This is a genomic window from Burkholderia sp. AcTa6-5, from assembly GCF_017815075.1.
Classification (GTDB): domain Bacteria; phylum Pseudomonadota; class Gammaproteobacteria; order Burkholderiales; family Burkholderiaceae; genus Burkholderia; species Burkholderia sola.
Window position 1 is genome coordinate 148,243 of sequence record NZ_JAGIQE010000002.1, and the last position, 23,105, is coordinate 171,347.

General features: G+C 65.2%; 22 protein-coding genes. 19 read left to right on the forward strand and 3 right to left on the reverse strand.

Translation table 11 applies throughout. The features are described from left to right. The first annotated feature begins 417 nt into the window (after positions 1–417). Together J8I33_RS03550 and J8I33_RS03555 are read left to right on the forward strand one after the other, a co-directional pair. Positions 418–792: a VOC family protein gene (locus tag J8I33_RS03550; RefSeq protein ID WP_209924571.1), complete on the forward strand. Its 375-nt coding sequence runs from the start codon at positions 418–420 to the stop codon at positions 790–792. After that, on the forward strand, positions 792–1,469 hold the full coding sequence (locus J8I33_RS03555; RefSeq protein WP_209924572.1) for a hypothetical protein: 678 nt from the start codon (positions 792–794) through the stop codon (positions 1,467–1,469). Before J8I33_RS03550 ends, J8I33_RS03555 begins: the two co-directional genes overlap by 1 nt. 5 nt (positions 1,470–1,474) lie before the next feature. On the opposite strand, the gene J8I33_RS03560 is transcribed toward J8I33_RS03555, so the two are convergent. Then, entirely contained in the window at positions 1,475–2,446 is a 972-nt protein-coding gene (locus tag J8I33_RS03560; RefSeq protein WP_209933193.1) for a LysR substrate-binding domain-containing protein, read from the reverse strand. A gap of 134 nt (positions 2,447–2,580) precedes the next feature. Between J8I33_RS03560 and J8I33_RS03565 the strand changes: the two genes are divergently transcribed. Beyond that, entirely contained in the window at positions 2,581–4,881 is a 2,301-nt protein-coding gene (locus J8I33_RS03565) for an NADP-dependent malic enzyme (RefSeq protein ID WP_209933195.1), read from the forward strand. A gap of 124 nt (positions 4,882–5,005) precedes the next feature. Here J8I33_RS03565 and J8I33_RS03570 read toward each other — a convergent pair whose 3' ends face one another. Then, positions 5,006–6,460 carry a hypothetical protein gene (locus J8I33_RS03570; protein ID WP_209933197.1) on the reverse strand — a complete coding sequence of 485 codons (1,455 nt, stop codon included), beginning with the start codon at positions 6,458–6,460 and terminating at the stop codon, positions 5,006–5,008. Positions 6,461–6,807: 347 nt separating this feature from the next. On the opposite strand from J8I33_RS03570, the gene J8I33_RS03575 reads away from it, so the two are divergent. From J8I33_RS03575 to J8I33_RS03590, 4 genes are all read left to right on the forward strand, one after another. Continuing rightward, positions 6,808–7,335: a hypothetical protein gene (locus J8I33_RS03575; protein WP_245171429.1), complete on the forward strand. Its 528-nt coding sequence runs from the start codon at positions 6,808–6,810 to the stop codon at positions 7,333–7,335. 478 nt (positions 7,336–7,813) lie between these two features. After that, positions 7,814–9,013 (forward strand): PLP-dependent aminotransferase family protein, encoded by a 1,200-nt coding sequence (locus J8I33_RS03580; protein WP_209924575.1) that lies wholly within the window; start codon positions 7,814–7,816, stop codon positions 9,011–9,013. Positions 9,014–9,025: 12 nt separating this feature from the next. Continuing rightward, positions 9,026–9,217, forward strand: coding sequence for a hypothetical protein (locus J8I33_RS03585; protein ID WP_124638385.1), 192 nt, complete (start codon positions 9,026–9,028; stop codon positions 9,215–9,217). 97 nt (positions 9,218–9,314) lie between these two features. Beyond that, positions 9,315–9,902, forward strand: a complete 588-nt coding sequence (locus J8I33_RS03590) for a pyridoxamine 5'-phosphate oxidase family protein (protein WP_209924576.1) — start codon at positions 9,315–9,317, stop codon at positions 9,900–9,902. A 25-nt stretch (positions 9,903–9,927) separates the two neighbouring features. Here J8I33_RS03590 and gcvA read toward each other — a convergent pair whose 3' ends face one another. Next, entirely contained in the window at positions 9,928–10,818 is an 891-nt protein-coding gene (gene gcvA / locus J8I33_RS03595; RefSeq protein WP_050017260.1) for a transcriptional regulator GcvA, read from the reverse strand. A 134-nt stretch (positions 10,819–10,952) separates the two neighbouring features. On the opposite strand from gcvA, the gene J8I33_RS03600 reads away from it, so the two are divergent. From J8I33_RS03600 to J8I33_RS03655, 12 genes are all read left to right on the forward strand, one after another. Next, the gene (locus J8I33_RS03600; RefSeq protein WP_124554383.1) at positions 10,953–11,657 is read left to right on the forward strand and encodes an SDR family oxidoreductase; all 705 of its coding nucleotides are present in this window, start codon (positions 10,953–10,955) and stop codon (positions 11,655–11,657) included. A gap of 198 nt (positions 11,658–11,855) precedes the next feature. Then, positions 11,856–13,133, forward strand: a complete 1,278-nt coding sequence (locus tag J8I33_RS03605) for an epoxide hydrolase (RefSeq protein WP_124630874.1) — start codon at positions 11,856–11,858, stop codon at positions 13,131–13,133. A gap of 291 nt (positions 13,134–13,424) precedes the next feature. Next, complete coding sequence (locus tag J8I33_RS03610; RefSeq protein ID WP_209924577.1) at positions 13,425–14,468, forward strand: alpha/beta hydrolase; 1,044 nt, start codon at positions 13,425–13,427, stop codon at positions 14,466–14,468. Further along, a complete protein-coding gene (locus J8I33_RS03615) occupies positions 14,468–15,010 on the forward strand; it encodes a cytochrome P460 family protein (protein WP_050017257.1) in 543 nt (180 codons plus the stop codon). The genes J8I33_RS03610 and J8I33_RS03615 overlap by 1 nt, the downstream gene beginning before the upstream one ends. Before the next feature lie 260 nt (positions 15,011–15,270). Next, positions 15,271–15,618, forward strand: a complete 348-nt coding sequence (locus tag J8I33_RS03620) for a DUF4148 domain-containing protein (RefSeq protein ID WP_209924578.1) — start codon at positions 15,271–15,273, stop codon at positions 15,616–15,618. Between the two features lie 84 nt (positions 15,619–15,702). Then, positions 15,703–16,494 carry an alpha/beta hydrolase gene (locus tag J8I33_RS03625; protein ID WP_050017286.1) on the forward strand — a complete coding sequence of 264 codons (792 nt, stop codon included), beginning with the start codon at positions 15,703–15,705 and terminating at the stop codon, positions 16,492–16,494. Positions 16,495–16,570: 76 nt separating this feature from the next. Further along, positions 16,571–17,971, forward strand: a complete 1,401-nt coding sequence (locus J8I33_RS03630; protein ID WP_209933199.1) for an amidase family protein — start codon at positions 16,571–16,573, stop codon at positions 17,969–17,971. Positions 17,972–18,346: 375 nt separating this feature from the next. After that, a complete protein-coding gene (locus tag J8I33_RS03635; RefSeq protein WP_209933709.1) occupies positions 18,347–18,817 on the forward strand; it encodes a rhodanese-like domain-containing protein in 471 nt (156 codons plus the stop codon). Between the two features lie 28 nt (positions 18,818–18,845). Then, positions 18,846–19,784 (forward strand): serine O-acetyltransferase EpsC, encoded by a 939-nt coding sequence (gene epsC, locus J8I33_RS03640; RefSeq protein ID WP_209933201.1) that lies wholly within the window; start codon positions 18,846–18,848, stop codon positions 19,782–19,784. Positions 19,785–19,792: 8 nt separating this feature from the next. Continuing rightward, a complete protein-coding gene (locus tag J8I33_RS03645; RefSeq protein WP_011356215.1) occupies positions 19,793–20,014 on the forward strand; it encodes a helix-turn-helix transcriptional regulator in 222 nt (73 codons plus the stop codon). Positions 20,015–20,151: 137 nt separating this feature from the next. Beyond that, positions 20,152–21,084, forward strand: a complete 933-nt coding sequence (locus J8I33_RS03650) for a family 2A encapsulin nanocompartment shell protein (RefSeq protein ID WP_050017251.1) — start codon at positions 20,152–20,154, stop codon at positions 21,082–21,084. Beyond that, entirely contained in the window at positions 21,059–23,077 is a 2,019-nt protein-coding gene (locus J8I33_RS03655; RefSeq protein ID WP_209924581.1) for a family 2A encapsulin nanocompartment cargo protein cysteine desulfurase, read from the forward strand. Before J8I33_RS03650 ends, J8I33_RS03655 begins: the two co-directional genes overlap by 26 nt. Positions 23,078–23,105 lie beyond the last annotated feature (28 nt).

Here is a 23,105-nt window from a genome sequence, read left to right on the forward strand (position 1 = left end):
GATGATTTTTCCTGCCGACACCGCGAGTCACTGTCCGGCCGGGCAATGGGTGCCCGCGATGCTGGAAGGCGTATGGAGGCAAGCCACAAGCGCTCACGAACAGTAAGATCCGCTTCGTTTGCGCCGTAGCCGGGGTGTACACGTTGAGCAAGCATATCGGCAGTCGAGATCTCCTCCTGGTCATTCGGCTGTTGGTCTTCGTGAAGAGCAAGCGCTGCCCCAATACCAACGGGAGACTGCGGCGGCTCAACATCGGAGGACCGGTTCATGGTGAACAAGGGTCATTGGCGCGAACGATGCGAAGCGCCGCTCAGGGTCCTTTGGAGCCGGTAACGGACCACCGCCGCATGTGGCAACATTGCGGCCATCGCTACATCACACCACCGTGATGACTGATCGATCCATCGGAGGGATCTCATGTTTGACCACGTCAAATTCGGCGTCAGCGACTACGCCGCCAGCAAGGCGTTTTTCCTGAAGGCACTCGAACCGCTGGGCGCCGAAATTGTCGGGGAAAGCGACCCGTCGTACGGGATCGAGATCGGTCTGCCCAGCAAGTCTTCGCTGTGTCTGTTCCCGACCGACGAGAAGCCGGCGCCTCTCCACATCGCGTTCGCGGCCGACACGCGGCAGCAAGTCGATGCATTCCATCGCGCGGCGCTGGAGGCCGGCGGGAAAGACAATGGCGCGCCCGGGCTGCGGCCGCATTATCACGCGAACTACTACGCGGCGTTCGTCATCGGGCCGGATGGACACAATATCGAGGCGGTGTGTCATCGGGCGGAGGGGTGATGCGCTGGATCGGTAAAACGCTCGCGGCGATCGCAAGCATGGCGCTCGTCGGCATCGCCTGCGTTCAAGCCGCGCCCCGCGAAACGGCATTCCCGCGCTTCACTCAGACGGAAGGCAAGCTCGACGGCGACGGGCTGCCGCTTTCCGGCGTGAAGCTCTGCGTGCTGCCCGACCGTGCGCCGTGCTTCGAGATGCCGCCGGCGCCGCTTCCTCATTCCTCGAAGGAGCTGTACCAGTTCGGCCTGAATCCACGGTCCGAGCGGTTGCCGATTGCATCGGGCGGCTCGTGGGTATTCTTCTCGGGGATGTTCTCGGGTGGCGGCAGCGGGATGCTGGAGCGCGTGGCCGTGCTGCGGATCGGCGCGACTGGCAAGATCGAGAACCTGATGCCGATCGTTACCGAAACGGAAATGGCCGACCGCGCGATGTGGAACTTGCCGGAGGTGTCGCCGTATCCGCTGTTCGTCCGGGCCGATTACGTGTGGGGCAAGGACGAGGATCATTTCGGTCAGCACTTCTTCGACGTCGACGCGTGGATGTTCGATCCCGCCGCCAATCAATACGCGAAGCGCTTTTCCTACCGCACGAGCAAACGCTACGACAGGGGCGAGGGTGCGGACCACGTGCTGAGCGCCGAGCGTCCGGAAATCCTGCGGCGCCTTGCTGCCGGCAAATAATGCCGCTATCGCTGCACTTCTCCGTACGTCTCCTTGCATACCGCGCGTAGCGCGTCGACGAGCAGATCTCGCGCGGGCGATTGCGAATCGGCGGAGCGCGTGAACAGCGCGATCGGCGGCAACGTCCACACCAGCGAATAAGGCACGATCGCCACGCCGGCGATCCGCACCAGTTCCTCCGCGATATCGGCCGGCACGATCGACACGGCCTCGTCGCTCGACGCGATCATTTCGCCGATCAGCTTCGACGAGTAGCTTTCGACGATCGGCACGGGCGGCGCGATGCCGGCCGACAGGAACAGGTCGGTCACCTGTTCGCGCATCGGCGTATGCGGCGCGCCGAGAATCCAGTCGAGCGCGTGCAGCTTGTGCCAGTCCAGCGGCGTGCGGGCGAGCTTGGCCGCCAGCCGCCGGCTCGCGATCATGCGCGGCTGCTGCTGGTACAGCACTTCGAACGAAACCTGCCCGAGATCGATCGCCGACGACGCGCGCCCGATCACGATGTCGACGCTGTGATCGCGGAGTTGCAGCAGCAACTGATCGCTGGTGCCTTCGTGAATCGTCACGGTCAGGCGCCGCTCCATGCGCGCTTGCAGCCGCTTCAGCGCGGCCGACAGCATCTGGCCGGAGATGAACGGAATCACGCCGACGTGCAGATGGGCCGCATGCCCGGCGGCGACGGTCTCCATCTCGCGGGCGAGGTGGTCGAGATCCTTGATCATCGCCTTCGCCCGTTCGAGCACGACCGCGCCGAGCGCGGTGGGCCGCATGCCGCGCGACGAGCGCTCGAACAGCGGCGTGCCGAACATGCTCTCCAGCTCGGACAGCGCGTTCGTCACGGCCGGCTGGCTGCTCGCCATGTGCTCGGCGACGCGCGTCAGCGATCCGTGCTGCTGGATCTGCAGCAACAACACCAGATGCCGAATCTTCAGACGCGCGCCCAGCCGCCTGGCCACGTCGTTTGCGTCAAAATTCATTGACTAGTCATGTATGCATCATGAAAAAGTGATGGACCGATACTAAAACAAAATCGTCACGTTATGGCGGATCCCTAGAATCACCTTCATGGATCGCGCCGGGACTGGCCTGGCGCCCACGCCGGGACCACAACATGAAACAGACAGAGACACAGCAGCAGGCCGCGTTCGACTATCACGAGTTTCCGACCCCCGGGAAAATCTCGGTCGTGGCGAGCAAGCCGCTGGTGACGCAGCGCGATCTGGCGCTGGCCTATACGCCCGGCGTGGCGAGCGTGTGCGAGTCGATCGCCGCCGATCCGCTGCAGGCCCACCGCTTCACGAGCCGCGGCAATCTGGTCGGCGTGATCACCAACGGCACCGCGGTGCTCGGCCTCGGCAACATCGGCCCGCTCGCGTCGAAGCCGGTGATGGAAGGCAAGGCCGTCCTGTTCAAGAAGTTCGCCGGGATCGACGTGTTCGACATCGAGATCAACGAGACCGATCCGGACAAGCTGGTCGACATCATCGCCGGCCTCGAACCGACGTTCGGCGGCATCAATCTCGAGGACATCAAGGCGCCGGAATGCTTCACCGTCGAGCAGAAGCTGCGCGAACGCATGAAGATTCCCGTCTTCCACGATGATCAGCACGGCACCGCCATCACCGTTTCCGCCGCGTTCATCAACGGGCTGAAGGTCGTCGGGAAATCCATCAAGGAAGTGAAGGTCGTGACGTCCGGCGCCGGTGCGGCCGCGCTGGCGTGTCTGGACCTGCTGGTCGACCTCGGGCTGCCGGTGGAAAACGTGTGGGTGACCGACATCGAGGGCGTCGTCTATCGCGGCCGTACCACGCTGATGGACCCGGCCAAGTCGCGCTTCGCGCAGGAAACCGAGGCGCGCAAGCTCGCCGAAGTGATCGGCGGCGCGGATGTGTTCCTGGGACTGTCGGTCGGCGGCATCCTCACGGCGGAGATGCTCAAGCAGATGGCGGCGCGTCCGCTGATTCTCGCGCTGGCCAACCCGACGCCGGAAATCTTCCCGGAACTGGCGCATGAGACCCGCGACGATGTCGTGATCGCGACGGGCCGCTCGGATTATCCGAACCAGGTCAACAACGTGCTGTGCTTCCCGTACATTTTCCGCGGCGCGCTGGACGTGGGCGCGACGACGATCACGCGCGAGATGGAAATTGCCGCGGTGCACGCAATCGCCGGGCTCGCCGAGGAAGAGCAGAACGAAGTCGTCGCGGCGGCCTATGGCGCGTACGACGTGTCGTTCGGCCCGCAATACCTGATTCCGAAGCCGTTCGACCCGCGCCTGATCGTACGGATCGCGCCGGCCGTCGCGAAGGCGGCGATGGAAGGCGGCGTGGCGACGCGTCCGCTCGCGAATCTCGACGCGTACGTCGAGCAGCTGCAGCAATTCGTCTATCACTCGGGCGCGTTCATGAAGCCGCTGTTCGCGACCGCGCGCCAGCTCGTGCGTGACGGCGGCAAGGCGCGGATCGTGTTCACCGAAGGCGAGGACGAGCGGGTGCTGCGTGCGGTGCAGGTGATCGTCGACGAGAAGCTTGCGCGGCCGATTCTGGTCGGGCGTCCGGAGGTGCTGCTCGCGCGCATCGAGCGATTTGGGCTGCGCGTGCGACTCGGTCAGGATGTCGAAGTGACCAATCCCGAATATGACGAGCGTTTCCCGCAGTACTGGACGAAGTATTGGGAGCTGCGCTGCCGCGACGGTATTTCGAAGGAAATGGCGCGCGTGGAAATGCGCCGCCGCCTGACGCTGATCGGCGCGATGATGGTGCAGCTCGGCGACGCGGACGGGATGATCTGCGGGACGGTGGGCGAGTATCACAATCACCTGCGGTTCGTGGACGAAGTGATCGGCAAGAAACCGGGTGCGTCGACCTACGCGGCAATGAACATCCTGTTGCTCGATCAGCGAACGGTCGCGCTGGTCGATACGCACGTGAACGACAACCCCGATGCGGAGCAGATCGCGGAATTCACGATCGCGGCGGCGCGGCAGATGGAATGGTTGAATCTGACGCCGAAGGTCGCGCTGCTGTCGCGGTCGAATTTCGGGTCGGGGAGTGCGGCTTCGGGCGTGAAGATGCGCCGCGCGCTGGAGATCGTGCGGGAACAGGCGCCGGATATCGAAGCGGATGGCGAGATGCATGGCGACTGCGCGCTCGATGAAGGGCTGCGGGCAAAGCTGCTGCCGATGTCGCCGTTGAAGGGGGCGGCGAATTTGCTGGTTTGTCCGAATGTGGATGCGGGGAATATCGCGTACAACCTGCTCAAGACCGAGGCGGGGAGTAATGTGGCGGTGGGGCCGTTCCTGTTGGGCGTTAATGCTCCCGTGAATATTCTTACTTCGAGTGCAACCGTGCGGCGGATCGTGAATATGGCTGCGTTGACGGTGATTGAGGCTAATCGGGGCGCTTCCGCGTGATGGAATGACGTTAGTGGTGGGGCGGTCATCGCCGGCCCGCCACTAACGCAATGCGAAACGCCTTTTATCTCCGCCACAATAGGCTTCATACGCAAGGAATCATGCTGTGAACTGCGCGCTCATCTTATTGGTTGGCATACAGCAAGCGCACCAGTATGGTCGCAAGGTTGGTCTGCGTCGTAGCGTTGTGAACAGGAGTGCCCGTCGCCTGTAAACCATCGGTGTCGATGACAGTCGAATCGCCTTCAATGTTCCAGAGGTGACCATTGGCGGGAAACTGCTTTCGGCCTGTATGGGGTGACTCACTTCCCACCATCTTGGTACAAATGCCCGTGGCTGTCATCGCTTCCGTTGCGTTCTGATTGTATGGATATTCTCGTATCAAGCCGCACGTGTTTGCACCAGCTTCAAGGCTTTCAGGAACGTATTGCAGCACGAAGAAATGATAGGGAGCCGGCAGCCAGTAATTTTCTGTGAGAAGTGCCGCTATACGGCTCTTGTCTCCGCATCCCACGGCGTTGCAATCCGCAAAACTTATCTGATGCGTTTTGTAGGAGGGATAGTGACCGATGGTGCTGCCACTTGAATCGTCCCCCGGATGGTCGGGATGCATGTTGCCCAGCAGGTGTGCAAACGGATAGGTACGTCGAGTTGTCCAATCGTCGCGGCTCGTGATGTTCAGCCATGTTGGTGTGGATGCAGTCGGCGCAAGGCGTGTGGAGTCGTGATAGAGGTCATAGTAAGCGTCTGCTCCAATAGCCGCATTCAATGTAACGATCAGCGTCTTTTCTCCAAGAGGCTGGTCTGTTTTCATGAACGTGGGTAACAGGGCGCGCGATAAGATTCTGCCACCCAAGGAATGACCGGTCACAATCATACGGTTTGCTGTGGGGCCCTTCTGGACGGCGCGAGCAATATCGGCCAAATCGGATGCCATCGTGCCACTTGTGGCGATCGAATCTGCCGCGCGTGCACGGTTCGCGATTGTAAAGACGCTTGCTACTGGCGTTGAGATGCTTTCTCCCCGCCAGCCAACATAAACACCGAGTACCTGCGTATTCGCTTGCCCCGCGCGCGACAGTGCATCCTTGTACCGCGCCAGCATATGGTCGAAATATTTGACGTTCTCGTCGTCGGGGCTGGCGCTATGGTGCCAGCCATGCACGTAGACAGCGACAAACGTTGCTTCTCCCGCGGTATTTGAATTCTCGATTTTATGCAGGATGGCTTGTAGCTGATTTGGCGCGAACAGTTGGCCCGGCCCCTTGCATGCCTCGCTCTCCAGTTCGCAGTATTCGAGAAAGGCCACGCTGAAGCGCCTTTCCACGCGACCATCGTTGTTCTCCGTAACGCCCGCTTGGGTAGCCGGACAGTCGGCGCGTCGGCCGACTTTATCGATTGTGCATGACCTGGATTGGAAGCCAACTTGTTGATACTGCTTGTCTGGTACGGCACTGCACCCTGCTAAGGTCAGTGAAGTGATGCATGCGCCAAAGATCATCGTGCGTGCGATGCTTCGATACTCTTTAATTTCCCCATTTTTCATTTTTTTTGTCGCTCCGTTATCGATCTGTAACACTTCTCAAGTGTGCAGGTCGAGTCCGAGTCACGTTGGCCGCTCCTGCATGATCGAAACATAGTCGATCATTTTTAAAAGTTCCACTCAGGAGATTCCGCACTATCTCTGTACGGAATCGAGTTCAATAGGGCGGTCGACAGACGAACCAGGAGATTTCGGGAATTTCGAGAGAAGGATGTCTACTGGTCGAAGCATAACAAGACGTACCGACACTGGAGATCCGTGGATAATTGTGGCGGCGACTTCGTGGTCTACAGCTAGCCCAAACTCATCAAGCTGGACAAGCCGATCATTCTGAAAATTGACACCGTATGCAGAACCATTCCGGCCGAGCAATGAAAGTGGCAATGACCATCCTCAAAGTAGTCTTGTCGGTGGTCGCCATATATCTGGTTGTCGATATCGGCTGGCTGTTCTTACCGCGCAACGTGAGGAACGGGATCGTACTTGTCTCGGTCATGAACACGAAGCTGGCGATCTTCGCCATCACGTCGATCATCTTCGGGTTCTACGTGTACCGGCTCGTCAGAAATTTCAACCGTTTCAGCCGAGCGAAGCGCGCAGGCGCCGCGATCGTCACACTCGTTTTTTTCGCATTCGTCTACTTGGTAGGCTATCGCGGAATCATGATTGACCGTACCGATTGTCAGCGCTTCAACTACAACGTCAAGATGGATGGTGGTGTCAAACAGGTCGACGGCATAACCTACATCGTCAACATCTGCGGAAGCGGTGTCCGCAGCAATGGTTTTTTGGGTGATCAGAATGAGCAGGTCAAACTCGTCGTCAGCGATGCACATGGCTCGACGCTTGCTACGCGACCATTTTTCGTTTTTTGGGACGGCCGGCCGGGTGGACTCGACCATCATCCGTAAGAACAAGTTGGATTATTTCGACGCATCGGATGAGGACGACAGTGAAAGGTCGATCTCGCTGCCACCCACCACGTTCGATTGGGTCGCGGCAAAATTTCCGATTTGGCTTCGCTGAGAATGGTCCCGCCGCCCGGGCGGTCGTTGCGTTGAAGCGGCGCCACCCACGATTCTCGCCGAACCACCCAAGCCAAGAAAGCAGCGGTGATCGCCGTGACCACCCCCGGCGAAACAATCGCCCGAATCAAACACCCGTTCGACGAACCGCCACCGAACCCCGCATCCCCCACGCACCGCCAACACCCGCCCAACCGCGATGTAATGACCAAACCGCAAGACCTAGTGCATAGATATCGTTTGCCGAGCCCTTAATGACTATCGACAATCGTGGCTCGAATTCACCGCCGCGGCGCCAGAAGCGCCTTGGCGGCCGGCGCTCGACGGCTATCCCGGCCGTCCGCGCCCACCTGCACACGACGACATGTACGCGTTCACGCCCTCATTCCAAAATCCCGCCGGCTCGCCGATCCGCGAGTTGTTCAAGTACCTGTCCGAACCGGGCATGATTTCCTTCGCGGGCGGCTATCCGGCCAGCGACCTGTTCGACGTCGACGGCCTGAACGCGGCGGCCGAACGTGCGTATGGGCAGCCCATCCGCTGTCTGCAATACGGCCCGACCGACGGCCTCGCCGAACTGAAGCAGCAACTGATCGCGCTGATGGCGCGTCGCGGCGTCGCGTGCACGCCGGCCGAGCTGCTCGTCACGACCGGCTCGCAGCAAGGTCTCGACCTGCTGCTGCGCGTGATGGTGTCGCCCGGCGACGTCGTGCTGACCGAACAACCGGCGTACCCGGCCACGCTGCAGGCGATGCGTTTGCAACAGGCGCGCATCGTGACGATTCCGGTCGACGGCGAAGGCGTCGACGTCGATCGTCTGGCCGAACAACTCGCATCCGGCGCGATCGCACAGCCGAAGCTGCTCTACACGGTCCCGACTTTCGCGAACCCGACGGGCGCGACGCTCACGCGCGAACGCCGGCTGAAGCTGCTGCGTCTCGCGGCGCAATACCGTTTCCTGATCATCGAGGACGATCCGTACGGCGACCTGCGTTTCGCGGGCGAAGCCGTGCCGTCGATGCTCGCGCTGGCCGGCGAGGTGGATGGCGCGCGCGACTGGCTCGTGCATTTCGCGAGCCTGTCGAAGATCGTCGCGCCGGGGCTGCGCGTGGGCTGGACGATCGCGCCGGCCGAAATCGCGCGGCGCTGCGTGATCGCGAAGCAGACGGTCGACCTGTGCAGCGCGCCGTGGACGCAGGCCACCGCCGCCGAATATCTGGCGGACGGCGCGCTCGAACGCCATCTGCCGCGCATCACGGCCGCGTACCGGCGCAAATGCGACGCGATGTGCGATGCGCTGCGCGACGGCTTCGGCGATGCGATCGAATTCCATCGTCCCGAAGGCGGGATGTTCGTGTGGGCGCGGCTCGGCGCGGTATCGTCGGACGGGCTGCTGCAACAGGCGATCGCCAACAAGATCGTGTTCGTACCCGGCAAGGCGTTCTTCGCGGACAACGTCGACGCGGCGTCGCTGCGCCTGTCGTTCGCCGCGCCGGACGTCGATGCGATCCGGGAAGGCGTCGCGCGTCTCGTGCGCGCGTATGGTGCGGCGCGGGCCGCGTGAGGAGACACCGACATGAATAACACCATCAACGAAACGGCCGCGGTGGGCGCGGCTGCGAACACCGGCGACAAGCGGCCGGCAAAGCATCCGTCGTCGCAGATCAGCGCCGGGCCGCAGTATGTGGCCGACGTGCTCGGCCGCTTCGGCGCGGAGCCGGCGACCGATGCCGGCGATGCGGCGCCGGTCGTGCTCGGCTACAACTGAGCGGCACAACGGCGGCTGCGGCGCATCCGATGCGAGCCGTCGCCGACACAAGCGGTTAAGCTTGCGCGATCGAAACACCGACGATCGCCGCCGCCTCATGTCCGACTCGACCTCCGAATCGCTCGCGCAAACCTACGACCGCGTCTGGTCCTGCCTCGAATCCGGCGTGAGCGTACAGCGTTCGCCGTTCACGATGCTGCAGGCGGCGACGCTCGGCCTCGATGGCGCGCCGAAGGTCCGGACGATCGTATTGCGTCAGGTGAGCCGCACCGCGCACGTGCTGTCGTTTCATACCGACGCGCGTTCGGAGAAAGTCGCGGAGTTGCGTCGCGATCCGCGCATCTCGATCGTCGCGAATGATCTCGACGCGCTCGCGCAGATTCGCGCGGAAGGTGTTGCATCGATCTGCGACGACGAAGCGCAACGGCGCGCGATCTGGGCATCGAGCCGCCCGCATACGTTGCTGCTGTATCGCGCGCCGTTGCCGCCCGGCACGCCGATCTCCTCACCGGAAGACGCGCATATCGACAACGCCGCCTCAACCGGCGACGGCTACGACAACTTCTGCCTGATCCACATGACGATCACGCGCATCGACTGGCTCGAACTCGCGCGCGCCGGCCATCGCCGCGCGGTATTCGATCTGAACGAAAGCGGCTACGAAGCCCGCTGGATCGCGCCTTGACGCTGGTCAAGCGCGCTCGATCCACTCAAGGCCGCCCGTCCGACGCGGCCTGGATCATCCACTCGCGCATCACCGCGATCGCGTCGTCGTCGCGACGCTCGGCTGGATACACGAGATAGAACCCCACCGACAGCGGAAACGCGAAATCGAACGGCTTGCACAGCCGGCCTGCTGCGATATCGCGTTCGACCAAAGGCTCGGTCGCGAGCGCGATGCCCTGGCCGGCGACGGCCGCATCGATCGCGAGCGACGTCTGGTTGAAGCGCAGCCCCTTGTGCGGATCGACGTCGACCGGTTCGGGCATCGCGGCGAGGAACTCGGGCCACAGGTCGTGCGCGTCGTGCAGCAGCACCTGCCCGGCGAGCGCGCGCGGCGAAGCCGGCGCGGTCAGCACCGACGGGCTGCACACCGCGCACACGTCGAGCGGGAACAGCGCATGAGTGGCGAGATGCTTGCCGAACGGCGGCTTGCCGTAGCGGATCGCGAGATCGACGCCGTCATGGCGGAACGTCGCGATCTGCGGATCGGCGATCACGCGCACGTCGTAGTCGGGATGCGCGTCGGTGAACTGCGCGAGCCGCGGAATCAGCCACTTCGACGCGAACGACGGCGTCGTGCTGATCGTCAGCGCGGCGCGCCGCTTCACGAGCTTGTCGGTCGCGTCGGCGATCGCGTGCAGCGCGCGCTGCACGTCGGAGAAATACGCGGCGCCGTCGTGCGTGAGCGCGAGGCCGCGCGGCAGGCGCTCGAACAGCTTCAGGCCGAGCACGTCCTCGAGGTGGCGCACCTGCTGCGCGACGGCGCCCTGCGTGACGCCGATCTCGTCGGCGGCCGCGCGGAAATTGAGGTGCCGCGCGGACACTTCGAACGCGCGAAGCGCATTCAGCGGTGGCAGGCGGGAAGGACGTGGCGGCATCGTCAGGCTGTAGAAAAACTATCGGCTGGCGGCAGAAATACTGGTTCGACAGTGGGAAGCGATGCGCCTACATTACCACCATGGCGCGCCGAATGGCGGCTGCGCGGCGGCAGAATGAGAATGAGGAGCGGATCGTGACTGTAGAAAAAGTGGCGTTGATCACGGCGGCGGGCAAGGGCATGGGCGCGGCGATCGCGCGCGAACTGGCGGCGACGGGCTATCGCGTCGCGCTGATGTCGCCGTCGGGCAGCGCGGTGGCGCTTGGCGACGAACTCGGCGGTTTCGGCATCAAGGGCTCGGTGACCGAAGAGGCCGATATCGACCGGCTCGTGCAGGAAACGGTCGCGCGCTACGGCCGGATCGATGCGGTCGTGAACAACACCGGCCATCCGCCGAAGGGCGAGCTGCTGGCGATCACCGACGACAACTGGCACACGGGGCTCGATCTGATCCTGCTGAACGTGGTGCGCGTGATGCGCCGCGTGACGCCGATCTTCCAGAAGCAGGGCGGCGGCGCGGTGGTCAATATATCGAGCTTCGCGGCGGACGCACCCGAGCAGCCGATGCCCGTGTCGTCGGCGCTGCGCGCGGCGCTGAGCGCATGGACGCGGCTGTACGCGGAACGCTATGCGGCCGAGAACATCCGGATGAACGCGGTGCTGCCGGGCTTCATCGACAGCTGGCCGGAAACGCCGCAGATCGTCGCGCGCATTCCGGCCGGCCGCTTCGGCAAGACCGGCGAGATCGCGAAGACAGTCGCGTTCCTGCTGTCGGACGGCGCGGGCTACATCACCGGGCAGAACATTCGCGTCGACGGCGCGATCGTCAACGCGCTCTGAGCGCGACACCGGCGAGCGGCCGCGCAAGCGCTGCTCGCCGCGCAGCAGCTACAAACGCGTACAAATCAGACAAATTCGGGATACATCCGACCTTTCAAATGGGCGACGCCGCGTGACATGGGCACGCCGGATTGAAAGCCTGAGCGCGATCCCCCGCGGCATGTTCACTTTCCATTTCACGAAAGGAGATGCCGAACGATGTCCTTCACACCGTTTTCCCCGATGCGTCGCCACCTGCTGGCCACTTCCGTGGCCGCCGGGGTCTCGGCGATGCTGCCCACCGCGCTGCATGCGGCCACCGGCGCGAGCGGCATACGCCCGTTCACCGCCCACATCCCCGATGAAGCCGTGGTCGATCTGCGTCGTCGTATCGTCGCGACGCGCTGGCCGGGCCGCGAGACCGTCGTCGACGAATCGCAGGGCGTGCGGCTCGAGCGCATGCAGGCGCTGCTGCGCTACTGGGGCACCGACTACGACTGGCGCAAGGGCGAGGCGCGCCTGAACGGTTTCCCGATGTTCATCACCGAAATCGACGGGCTCGACATTCATTTCATTCACGTGCGGTCGCGGCACGCAAACGCGATGCCGATGATCATGACGCACGGCTGGCCCGGCTCGATCTTCGAGCTGCTGAAGGCGATCGGCCCGCTGACCGACCCGACCGCGCATGGCGCGAGCGCGGACGATGCGTTCCACGTCGTCGTGCCGTCGCTGCCGGGCTTCGGTTTCTCGGGCCGGCCGACGAAGACCGGCTGGGGCTCCGACCACATCGCGCGAGCGTGGGGCGAGTTGATGGCGCGGCTCGGCTATACGCGTTTCGTGTCGCAGGGCGGCGACTGCGGCTCGGTGATCTCGCACCGGATGGCGATGCAGCGCGTGCAGGGCCTGGCCGGGATTCACGTGAACATGCCGGCGACGGTGCCGCCGGATATCGCGACGCTGCTCGAGATCGATGCGCCCGCGCCGGCTTCGTTGACGCCGAAGGAGAAGGCCGCGTACGAGAAGCTCGCGACGTTCTATCGCGACAATTGCGGCTACTCGGCGATGATGGTCACGCGGCCGCAGACGGTCGGCTATGCGCTTGCCGATTCGCCGTCCGGGCAGGCTGCGTGGATGTACGACAAGATCTCGCAGTGGACGTATAGCGGCGGCGTGCCCGAACGCTCGATTCCGCGCGACGAGATCCTCGACGACATCTCGCTGTACTGGCTGACGAACACCGCGACGTCGTCCGCGCAGATCTACTGGGAGGATCACTCGAACAACTTCAACGCGGTGGATATCTCGCTGCCGGCCGCGATCACGGTGTTTCCCGGCGAGATCTACCAGGCGCCGCGCAGCTGGGCCGAGCGCAGTTATCACAACCTGATCTACTTCAACGAAGTCGACAAGGGCGGGCACTTCGCGGCATGGGAAGAACCGGAACTGTTTGCGCGCGAAGTGCGTGCGGGGTTCCGGCCGTTGCGGCGCGCGTAAGCGGCGTAGTAAGCGCAGTGAATACGGGCCGGCCTGGTGCGCGGCCCGTTTTCGTTTCTGCCGCGCGGCCGCGCCGAAACGTCGTTTTTCTCGCGATTTTTGAATCGCTGTGTGTCGTGTTCGCACACGGATACGTTGAGATACAAAGCCTCCGGACGGTTCGGATATAAAACCGGTGAAGCAATTCACACGGCGGCGCGGCGCCATCCGCTGCCGCCGCGAACGACGACATCCGATTGCCCGCACGTGCCGCGGGCCTCTTTCTTAGCGATCGACAATGGAGAACGAGTCATGACCGATACCGTGAACACCCGCCGCCGCCTGCTCCTGGGCACCACGCTGGCAAGCCTGAGCCTGGCCGACCTCGGCTTCAGCGCGCTCGCGCATGCGCAGTCGGCGCCCGATGGATCGGCGGCGAAGCGCCCGGCCGGCGTCGCGTCGCTGGGTACGATCCACCAGATCGATGCGGGCGTGCTCAACGTCGGTTATGCGGATCTCGGCCCGAAGCAAGGCCCGGTCGTGTTCCTGCTGCACGGCTGGCCGTACGACATCTACAGCTACGCGGACGTCGCGCCGCTGCTCGTCGCGGCCGGCTATCGCGTGATCGTGCCGTACCTGCGCGGCTACGGCTCGACGACGTTCCGCTCGGCCGACACGGTGCGCAACGGCCAGCAGGCGGTGACGGCCGTCGACATCGTCGCGCTGATGGATGCGCTGAAGATCGACCACGCGATATTCGGCGGCTACGACTGGGGCGCGCGCACGGCCGACGTCATCGCGGCGCTGTGGCCGCAGCGCGTGAAGGCGCTGGTGTCGGTGAGCGGCTACCTGATCGGCAGCCAGGCGGCGAATGCCAAGCCGCTGCCGCCGCAGGCCGAACTGCAGTGGTGGTATCAGTTCTACTTCTCGACCGAGCGCGGCGAACTCGGCTACGCGCAGAACCGCGACGCGTTCAACAAGCTGATCTGGCAACTCGCGTCGCCGAAGTGGCAGTTCTCCGACGAGACCTACGCGCGCTCGGCCGCATCGTTCCGGAATCCCGATCACGTGGCCGTCGTGATCCACAACTATCGCTGGCGTCTCGGGCTCGCGCAGGGCGAAGCGAAATACGACGACATCGAGCGGCGTCTCGCGGCCGGGCCTTCGATCGCCGTGCCGACGATCACGATGGAAGGCGACGCGAACGGCGCGCCGCATCCGGCCCCGGCCGCGTACGCGAAGAAGTTCACCGGCAAGTACCAGCACCGGACCATTACCGGCGGCATCGGCCACAACCTGCCGCAGGAAGCGCCGCAGGCCTTCGCCGATGCGATCCTGCAAGTGGAGCATCTGTGATGCGGGCCCGCGTGGGGGGATGGCGGCGCGGCGCGCGCCGCGCGTTCGTCGCGGGCGTGCTGCTGGCCGGCGCGTGGTCGGCGAGCGGCCCGGCCGCGTTCGCGGAACAGTCGAAGCCGGCCGCGGCCGCATCGCCGATTTACGGCGTGACGATTCCGCCCGGCTACCGGAAGTGGGAAATGGTCGCGCCGGCCGAAGAGGCCGCACCGCTCGACGAGTTGCGCGTGGTGCTCGGCAATCCGGTTGCGATGCGTGCGCTCGAAAAGGCGACGCTGCCGTTCCCGGACGGCACGATCCTCGTGAAGCTCGCGTACAAGCGCAAGCAGTCCGACGAGTTCGCGCCCGCGACGGTGCCCGGCCAGGCGACGACCGTGCAGGTCATGGTGAAGGACTCGCGTCGCTATGCGGCGACGGGCGGCTGGGGGTTCGGGCGCTTCATCAACGGCGTGCCGGCCGATATCGGCCAGCATCAGACGTGCTTTGCGTGCCATCAGGCGCGGGTCAAGAACCACGATTACGTGTTCACGCGGCTCGCACCGTGACGTGACGCGTGAGCGTGAAGCGGATAGGAAGGCGTGCCCGGCGGGGCACGCCTTTTTTTCGTGGTGCATCGCGTAGCCGGTGTGTATCGCACTGTATCTGCTGCCGTTCCTGAAAAACTGGCATGCAGAAAGCCCGGTTCCGGAAACATGCCGGATACGTGCGCGGGTTCTACTGTCGACATGCAGCAAACGTTCGGTGCCAGGCGTTCGCACCGGATGCCCAGTGCTCGACACCTCAACTTCGTTCAAGGAGAACCTTCATGAAAGCCGCTCGAATCCTCGCCGTTGCCGTCCTCGCCATCGCCCCCGCGCTGTCGTTCGCCGATACCGGCCACAGCCTCACGCGTGCTGAAGTGCGCGCCGACCTCATCCGTCTCGAGAAGGCCGGCTACAACCCGGCCGGCAGCGAAGCGCACTACCCGGACGACATCGCCGCCGCGGAGAACGCCGTCGCGGCTGCCGAGCAGGTCGCGCGTTCCGACCAGAATGGCCCGTCGAAGTCGCAAGGCGACAACGTGGCCGATGCGGTGACGCCGGCCGGCCATCGCGGTGCCGCGCCGTCGCGCGCCGCACGCTACGCCGCCGACGACCTGTACGCGCATTCGTGATCGGGCGCCGCGCTTGCCGCATGCACGCGCGGCTGCTCGGGCAGCACTTTATTTCAACGACACGATAAGGAAGGGAGCATGACGATGGCCGGTTTGATGAAACGCGTTCTGGTATCCGCCGCGATGATCGGCGGACTGTTCGGTGCGGTCGCGGCGCAGGCCGCGCCGAAGGAAGACCTGAAGGGCACCAACGTCGTGCTCGTACACGGCGCATTTGCCGACGGGTCGAGCTGGAACCGCGTGATCCCGCTGCTCGAGGCGCGCGGGCTGCACGTGGTGTCGGTGCAGAACCCGCTGAGCTCGCTTGCCGACGACGCGGCCGCGACGAAGCGTACGATCGACGAACAGAAGGGGCCGGTCGTGCTGGTCGGCCACTCGTGGGCGGGCGTCGTGATTAGCGACGCGGGCAACGACGACAAGGTGAAGTCGCTCGTGTACGTCGCGGCGTTCGCGCCGGACAACGGCCAGTCGATCGCCGACGTCACGCAGGGGCTGCCGGCGCCGGCATGGGCTGGCGAACTGCGCAAGGACGCCGGCGGTTTCGCGCGGCTGTCGGACAAGGCGATCGCACAGGATTTCGCGCCGGATCTGCCGCCCGCGCAGCAGCGCATCGTTGCCGCGACCCAGGGGCCGTGGTATAGCGGGTGCATCTCGGAGAAGGTCGCGCAAGCCGCATGGCATGCGAAGCCGTCGACGTTCGTCGTCGCGACGCACGACCGGATGATCGATCCGACGCTGCAGGAAGCGATGGCGAAGCGGATCGGCGCGACGGTCGCGCGCGTGAACGCGAGCCACGTCGCGATGCTGAGCCAGCCGAAGGCCGTGGCCGACGCGATCATCGCCGCCGCCGAGCGCGCGAAGCAGGATACGCAGTGAGCGAATGCGGCGCCGCGCTTTCGTGACGAAGCGCGGCGCCGCGCGTGATTGTGATGTCTTTTCAGCAGGAGAAGTCATGACCGAACTCTGGCAACTGTCGGCGACCGAACTCGCGAAACGCGTGCGGCAGCGTGACGTGTCCGCGCGCGAAGTGGCGGACGCCGTGCTCGATCGTCTCGATGCGGTGAATCCGGCGATCAACGCGGTGGTCGAACACCGCCCCGACGACGTGCGGCGGCAGGCCGACGAAGTCGATCGCGCGATCGCGCGCGGCGACGATCCGGGGCCGCTCGCGGGCGTACCCGTCACCGTGAAGATCAACGTCGATCAGGCCGGCTTCGCGACGACCAACGGCACGCGCCTGCAGGAAAACCTGATCGCGCCCGCCGACAGCCCGGTGGTCGCCAACATCCGCAAGGCCGGCGGAGTGCTGCTCGGCCGCACCAATTCGCCGACGTTCGCATTGCGCTGGTTCACGTCGAATCGCGTGCATGGTCATACGCGCAATCCGCGCAATCCGTCGCTGACGCCGGGCGGATCGAGCGGCGGCGCGGCGGCGGCCGTAGCAGCCGGGATCGGACCGCTCGCGGTCGGCACCGACATCGGCGGCTCGGTGCGCTACCCAGCCTATGCGTGCGGCGTGCATGGAATCCGGCCGTCGCTCGGTCGCGTGCCGGCATTCAATGCGTCGTCGCCCGAGCGGGCGATCGGCGCGCAACTGATGTCGGCGGCCGGGCCGATCGCGCGCACGATCGACGATCTCTCGCTTGCGCTGCGAGCGTTCTCCGCACCGGACCCGCGCGATCCGTGGCACGTCGCGGTGCCGTTCGACGGGCGTGAGGTGCCGAAGCGCGCGGCGCTGTGCGTGCGGCCACGCGGCCTGGCGGTCGTGCCCGAAGTCGAGGCCGCGTTGCGCGATGCCGCGCACCGGCTCGTCGATGCCGGCTGGACCGTCGACGAGATCGACGATACGCCGCCGATGCGCGAGGCTGCGCTGCTGCAGGAACAGCTGTGGCTCGGCGATGGCTTCGACGCGCTGGCGAACGCGGTCGAGCAGGATGGCGATCCGGGCGCGGCTGCGGTAATCGCCGCCGTGCGCGGCAAGGTGCGCGATCTGCCGGCCGACGTGATCAGCCGCGCGCTGGTCCGACGCACGACGTTGACGCGAGAGTGGCGGCTGTTCCTCGATGAATATCCGGTGTTGCTGTTGCCTGTTTCATCGGAACTGCCGTTTCCGGACGATCTCGACCGGCAAGGGCCGGACGGCTTCGAACGCGTGTGGGAAGCGCAGCTCACGTTGCGCGCGCTGCCCGCGATGGGGTTGCCGGGGCTGGCCGTCACGACGTCGGTCGTGAACGGCGTGCCGGTGGGCGTGCAGGTGGTCGCCACGCATCATCGCGAGGATCTGTGTCTGCTCGCGGGGCGCGATATCGAGGCGCGTGGCGCGCCGGTTACGGTGGTTGATCCGGTGGTGTGATGTACTGAAGAACACATGCATCGGCGAGGCGCGGTGGCTTCGTCGGTGCATCGCGTGATCCGTTCCATTTCGGACTCCATGACGACGCGCCGCATGCCGCGCCGATCGTTTCTCTCGCTTCCTTTCAAATCCCTTCGATGCACGACATCGAACGGCCCCCGTCCTCCCTTTCCATCCCGCCGGCGACCGCGCATCGATAGCGTGCGTCTGCTATTGCATTCCCCGCGGCGCTGATTAGGAAATGAATTTTTATTGGTTCTGCTTCCCCGGCCGCACTCGCATAGTGGCGCTGACGGCTATAGACAGCACGCAAGCTGCAACAGCCGCATTCCCGGTGTCTTTGTTCATACGAATCTGAGAATACAAGGAAGTGTCATGACGGTTGAACTGGAAGAACGAACCGCTGCGCAGCATGCGCTCGAAGACGCGCGCGCGGCGGCCCTGGCGGCCGGCAAGCCCTACGCGGGCGGCGTTGCGCCGGAAACTGCGTGGGCGCTGTTCTCGGCGGGCGACGCAGTGCTGGTGGACGTGCGCACGGCGGAGGAGCGGAAATTCGTCGGTTACGTGCCGGAGTCGCTGCATGTGCCGTGGGCGACCGGTACGAGCCTGACGCGCAACCCGCGCTTCGTGCGCGAACTGGAAGCGAAGACCGGCAAGGATGCGGTCGTGTTGTTGTTGTGCCGCAGCGGCAACCGCTCGGCGCAGGCGGCCGAGGCCGCGGCGAAGGGTGGGTTCACGCAGGTTTTCAATGTGCTCGAAGGCTTCGAGGGCGACCTCGACGAGCGGCAGCATCGCGGCGGCCACAACGGCTGGCGCTTTCGCGGCCTGCCGTGGGCGCAGGATTGATTCACGGCCGTTACGGGGAGAAAGCAGCATGGCCGCATTCGATATCGACGACATCGTTCAGTCGCTGCAGACGGTGCGCCGCGCATGGCGCGAAAAGCAGCGGCGCTCGCTCGAACCGGGCGGCCGCGATTTGCCGGCGCGCGAGGCGCTCGCGCAGATCGTCGGCGCGCTGAAAGGTGTGCTGTTCCCGATGCGACTCGGGCCGCCCGACCTGCGGCAGGAAAGCGAGAACTTCCACGTGGCCCACGCGCTCGACGCGGCGTTGAACGCGCTGCTCACGCAGGTGACGCTCGAATTGCGCTACGCGGCGCGCCAGCGCAACGTCGACGGTCCGGTAGACAACGTCGACGAAGTCGCGTCGAAGGCCGTGCAGGCGTTCGCCGCACGCTTGCCCGAGATTCGCCGGCTGCTCGACAGCGACGTGCTGGCGGCTTTCCACGGCGATCCGGCGGCCGGCAGCGTCGACGAGGTGCTGCTGTGCTATCCGGGCATCCTCGCGATGATTCACCACCGGCTCGCGCACGAGTTGTACGGGCTCGGCCTGCCGCTGCTCGCGCGGATCATCGCCGAGCAGGCGCATGCGGAAACCGGTATCGACATCCATCCGGGCGCGCGCATCGGCGCGGGCTTCTTCATCGACCACGGCACGGGCGTCGTGATCGGCGAGACGGCGATCATCGGCGAGCGCGTGCGCGTGTATCAGGCGGTCACGCTCGGCGCGAAGCGCTTCCCGCGCGATGCGGCCGGCCATCTGGAGAAAGGGCTCGCGCGCCATCCGATCGTCGAGGACGACGTGGTGATCTATGCGGGCGCAACGATCCTCGGCCGCGTGACGATCGGGCGCGGCGCGGTGATCGGCGGCAATGTTTGGCTCACGCAGGACGTGCCGCCCGGCGAAAACGTCACGCAGGCCGTGCTGCGCAGCGAAGCGAACGCCGCGCCGCGCACGGCGGCGCGCGTCGCCTAGGAGGCGCGATGAGCGACCTCATCCATCACTTCGGCGCCAACGTGCGCAAGCTGCGCGAAGCGCGTACGTGGTCGCAGGAGCAGCTGGCCGAGCACGCGGGGCTGAACCGCTCGTATGTCGGCGAGATCGAGCGCGGCGAAGCGATCGCGTCGATCGTCACGGCCGACAAGATCGCGCGCGCGTTCGACGTGTCGATCTCGACGTTGCTGCCGGGCGCATACGTCACCTGAGGCCGCCTCCATCGTTTTCCCCTTTCGGGTGCACGACCTGACGGCTATAGCATGTTGAGCCGGCAGGGGCGTGCTTCCGATAATCACCCAGCGTCATAAGCAATCCCGTTTTCCATCTTAAGAACCCGGAGCCACACATGTCGACCGTTGCAAGCGGCACGGCCGCGCTGAGCGATCACGCCGCCCGCCAACTAGCGAACGCTACCAAGACCGTCCCGCAGCTTTCCACGATCACGCCGCGCTGGCTGACCCATTTGCTGCAATGGGTGCCGGTCGAGGCCGGCATCTATCGCCTGAACCAGGTGAAGAACCCGGAAGCGGTGCGCGCCGCGTGCACGCAGCTCGAGGACGAAAGCGTGCTGCCGCAGACCTTCGTGCCGTACGAGGAACAGCCGCGCGAGTACTTCCTGAACGCGGTGAGCACGGTGCTCGACGTGCATACGCGGATCTCCGATCTTTACAGCAGTCCTCATGACCAGATCAAGGAACAGCTGCGCCTGACGATCGAGACGATCAAGGAACTGCAGGAAAGCCAGTTGATCAACAATCCCGATTACGGGCTGCTCGCGAACGTGACCGACGAACAGCGGATCTTCCCGCTGACGGGCGCGCCGACGCCGGACGATCTCGACGAGCTGCTGACGAAGGTGTGGAAGGAGCCGGCATTCTTCCTCACGCACCCGCTCGCGATCGCCGCGTTCGGCCGCGAATGCACGCGGCGCGGCGTGCCGCCGCCGACGGTCAGCCTGTTCGGCTCGCAGTTCCTCACGTGGCGCGGCATTCCGCTGATTCCGTCGGACAAGGTGCCGGTCGCGGACGGCAAGACCAAGATCCTGCTGCTGCGCGTCGGCGACAAGCGCCAGGGCGTCGTCGGCCTGTATCAGCCGGGCGTCGCGGGCGAGCAGGGGCCGGGCCTGTCGGTGCGCTTCATGGGGATCAACAACCAGGCGATCGCGTCGTACCTGATCTCGCTGTATTGCTCGCTCGCGATCCATTCTCCGGATGCGCTGGCTGTCCTCGATGACGTCGAAATCGCCAAGTTCCATGACTATCCCGACACCTACCGTTAATCCCGGCCTGGCCGGCGGCGACGCGCACGCGTTGCCGCATGCGCCGCTGCCGGCCGGCTTGCCCGACCCGGCGACGCTCGCGCGGCTCGCGTCCGAGTTCTTCGCGACGCCGCCCGGGCAGGCCACCGCGCCCGGGCTGTCGGCCGGCAGCGGTGCGGTTGGCGGCGTGCCGTCGGCCTTGCCGGCCGCGGCGCCGATTCTCGCGTCGGTGAGCAACCCGGTGCCGGGCGGCTCGCCGCTCGCGGGCCCGGGCGGCGCGGGCACCGGCGTGCCGGGTCTTGCGTTGCCGCAAGGCAAGGTACCGGGCGCGAACCTCGCGCCGTCCGCGCCGACGCACGTGCTGTCGCTCGGCAACCGCGCACCCGCGCTCGCGCCGCATGCGGCCGCGCAGAACGGGCTGCCCGACAACGCGGTGTCGATCGCGCCCGCGCTCGAACCGCGTGTCGGCGGCGCGGCGCTCGGCGTGCCGCAGGTGAATACGCCGGCACCGGAAAGCGCGGCGAAGACGTCGCCGTACTACTTCACCGACGGTTCGCTGCAAGGCTGGCAGGCGACGCCGCAGGACATCGTCGTGCCGTCGAACGGGCTGGCGTCGCCGGAAGCGTTCGGGTTGCCGGACGACGACGCGCTGCGCGAACTGCTCGCCGTGCATCGCGACGTGCCGGTGTCGCGTGCATCGGGCGCATCGGGCGCATCGGGCGCGGATGTGCCGCGGTATTTCATCGACGACGCGCACGCAGCCGAGCCGCAAAGCCAGCTGTATCGCGGCGCGCATCCGCCGTTCGACGTGAACGCGATCCGCCGCGATTTCCCGATCCTTCAGGAGCGCGTGAACGGCAAGCAGCTTGTCTGGTTCGACAACGCGGCGACGACGCACAAGCCGCAGGCCGTGATCGACCGCCTCGCATACTTCTACGCACACGAGAACTCGAACATCCACCGCGCGGCGCATGCACTGGCCGGCCGCGCGACGGATGCGTACGAGCATGCGCGGGAAACGGTGCAGCGCTTCATCGGCGCATCGTCGCCGGACGAGATCGTGTTCGTGCGCGGCACGACCGAGGCGATCAACCTGATCGCGAAGACGTGGGGCGTGCAGAACGTCGGCGAAGGTGACGAGATCGTCGTGTCGCATCTCGAGCATCACGCGAACATCGTGCCGTGGCAGCAGCTTGCCGCGGTCAAGGGCGCGAAGCTTCGTGTAATTCCGGTCGACGATTCGGGGCAGGTGCTGCTCGACGAATACCGGAAGCTGCTCAACGATCGCACGAAGATCGTGTCCGTCACGCAGGTGTCGAACGCGCTCGGTACGGTCGTGCCGGTGAAGGAGATCGTCGAGCTCGCGCATCGCGCGGGCGCGAAGGCGCTCGTCGACGGTGCGCAGTCGATCTCGCACATGCGTGTGGACGTGCAGGCGCTCGATGCGGATTTCTTCGTGTTCTCCGGACACAAGATTTACGGGCCGACCGGGATCGGCGTCGTGTACGGCAAGCGCGCGATCCTCGACGACATGCCGCCGTGGCAGGGGGGCGGCAACATGATCGCGGACGTGACGTTCGAGCGCACGGTGTTCCAGCCGCCGCCGAACCGCTTCGAAGCCGGCACCGGCAACATCGCGGATGCGGTGGGGCTCGGCGCGGCGCTCGACTATGTGAACCGCATCGGCATCGAGAACATCGCGCGCTACGAGCACGATCTGCTTGCGTATGCAACGAGCGTGCTCGCGCCGGTGCCGGGCGTGCGGCTCGTCGGTACCGCGCGCGACAAGGCGAGCGTGCTGTCGTTCGTGCTGAAGGGCTATGAAACCGAGGAGGTCGGGCAGGCGCTGAACGAAGAGGGCATCGCGGTGCGCTCGGGGCATCACTGCGCGCAACCGATCCTGCGGCGTTTCGGGCTCGAGGCCACGGTGCGGCCGTCGCTCGCGTTCTACAACACGTGCGATGAAGTCGATGCGCTGGTGAGCGTCGTCAGGAGACTGGCGGCGCGGCGTTGACGTTTTCGTTGCGCTGACGTCGATGTTG

Bases quoted from the DNA above. Each gene is read 5' to 3' on its own strand.
- J8I33_RS03560 (WP_209933193.1), bottom strand. From the start codon at position 2,446: ATGAATTTTGACGCAAACGACGTGGCCAGGCGGCTGGGCGCGCGTCTG.
- J8I33_RS03585 (WP_124638385.1), top strand. From the start codon at position 9,026: ATGAATAACACCATCAACGAAACGGCCGCGGTGGGCGCGGCTGCGAAC.
- J8I33_RS03645 (WP_011356215.1), top strand. From the start codon at position 19,793: ATGAGCGACCTCATCCATCACTTCGGCGCCAACGTGCGCAAGCTGCGC.
- J8I33_RS03605 (WP_124630874.1), top strand. From the start codon at position 11,856: ATGTCCTTCACACCGTTTTCCCCGATGCGTCGCCACCTGCTGGCCACT.
- J8I33_RS03655 (WP_209924581.1), top strand. From the start codon at position 21,059: ATGACTATCCCGACACCTACCGTTAATCCCGGCCTGGCCGGCGGCGAC.
- J8I33_RS03615 (WP_050017257.1), top strand. From the start codon at position 14,468: ATGCGGGCCCGCGTGGGGGGATGGCGGCGCGGCGCGCGCCGCGCGTTC.
- J8I33_RS03620 (WP_209924578.1), top strand. From the start codon at position 15,271: ATGAAAGCCGCTCGAATCCTCGCCGTTGCCGTCCTCGCCATCGCCCCC.
- J8I33_RS03625 (WP_050017286.1), top strand. From the start codon at position 15,703: ATGGCCGGTTTGATGAAACGCGTTCTGGTATCCGCCGCGATGATCGGC.
- J8I33_RS03580 (WP_209924575.1), top strand. From the start codon at position 7,814: ATGTACGCGTTCACGCCCTCATTCCAAAATCCCGCCGGCTCGCCGATC.
- J8I33_RS03590 (WP_209924576.1), top strand. From the start codon at position 9,315: ATGTCCGACTCGACCTCCGAATCGCTCGCGCAAACCTACGACCGCGTC.
- J8I33_RS03575 (WP_245171429.1), top strand. From the start codon at position 6,808: ATGACCATCCTCAAAGTAGTCTTGTCGGTGGTCGCCATATATCTGGTT.
- J8I33_RS03635 (WP_209933709.1), top strand. From the start codon at position 18,347: ATGACGGTTGAACTGGAAGAACGAACCGCTGCGCAGCATGCGCTCGAA.
- J8I33_RS03650 (WP_050017251.1), top strand. From the start codon at position 20,152: ATGTCGACCGTTGCAAGCGGCACGGCCGCGCTGAGCGATCACGCCGCC.
- epsC (WP_209933201.1), top strand. From the start codon at position 18,846: ATGGCCGCATTCGATATCGACGACATCGTTCAGTCGCTGCAGACGGTG.
- gcvA (WP_050017260.1), bottom strand. From the start codon at position 10,818: ATGCCGCCACGTCCTTCCCGCCTGCCACCGCTGAATGCGCTTCGCGCG.
- J8I33_RS03630 (WP_209933199.1), top strand. From the start codon at position 16,571: ATGACCGAACTCTGGCAACTGTCGGCGACCGAACTCGCGAAACGCGTG.
- J8I33_RS03610 (WP_209924577.1), top strand. From the start codon at position 13,425: ATGACCGATACCGTGAACACCCGCCGCCGCCTGCTCCTGGGCACCACG.
- J8I33_RS03565 (WP_209933195.1), top strand. From the start codon at position 2,581: ATGAAACAGACAGAGACACAGCAGCAGGCCGCGTTCGACTATCACGAG.
- J8I33_RS03555 (WP_209924572.1), top strand. From the start codon at position 792: ATGCGCTGGATCGGTAAAACGCTCGCGGCGATCGCAAGCATGGCGCTC.
- J8I33_RS03550 (WP_209924571.1), top strand. From the start codon at position 418: ATGTTTGACCACGTCAAATTCGGCGTCAGCGACTACGCCGCCAGCAAG.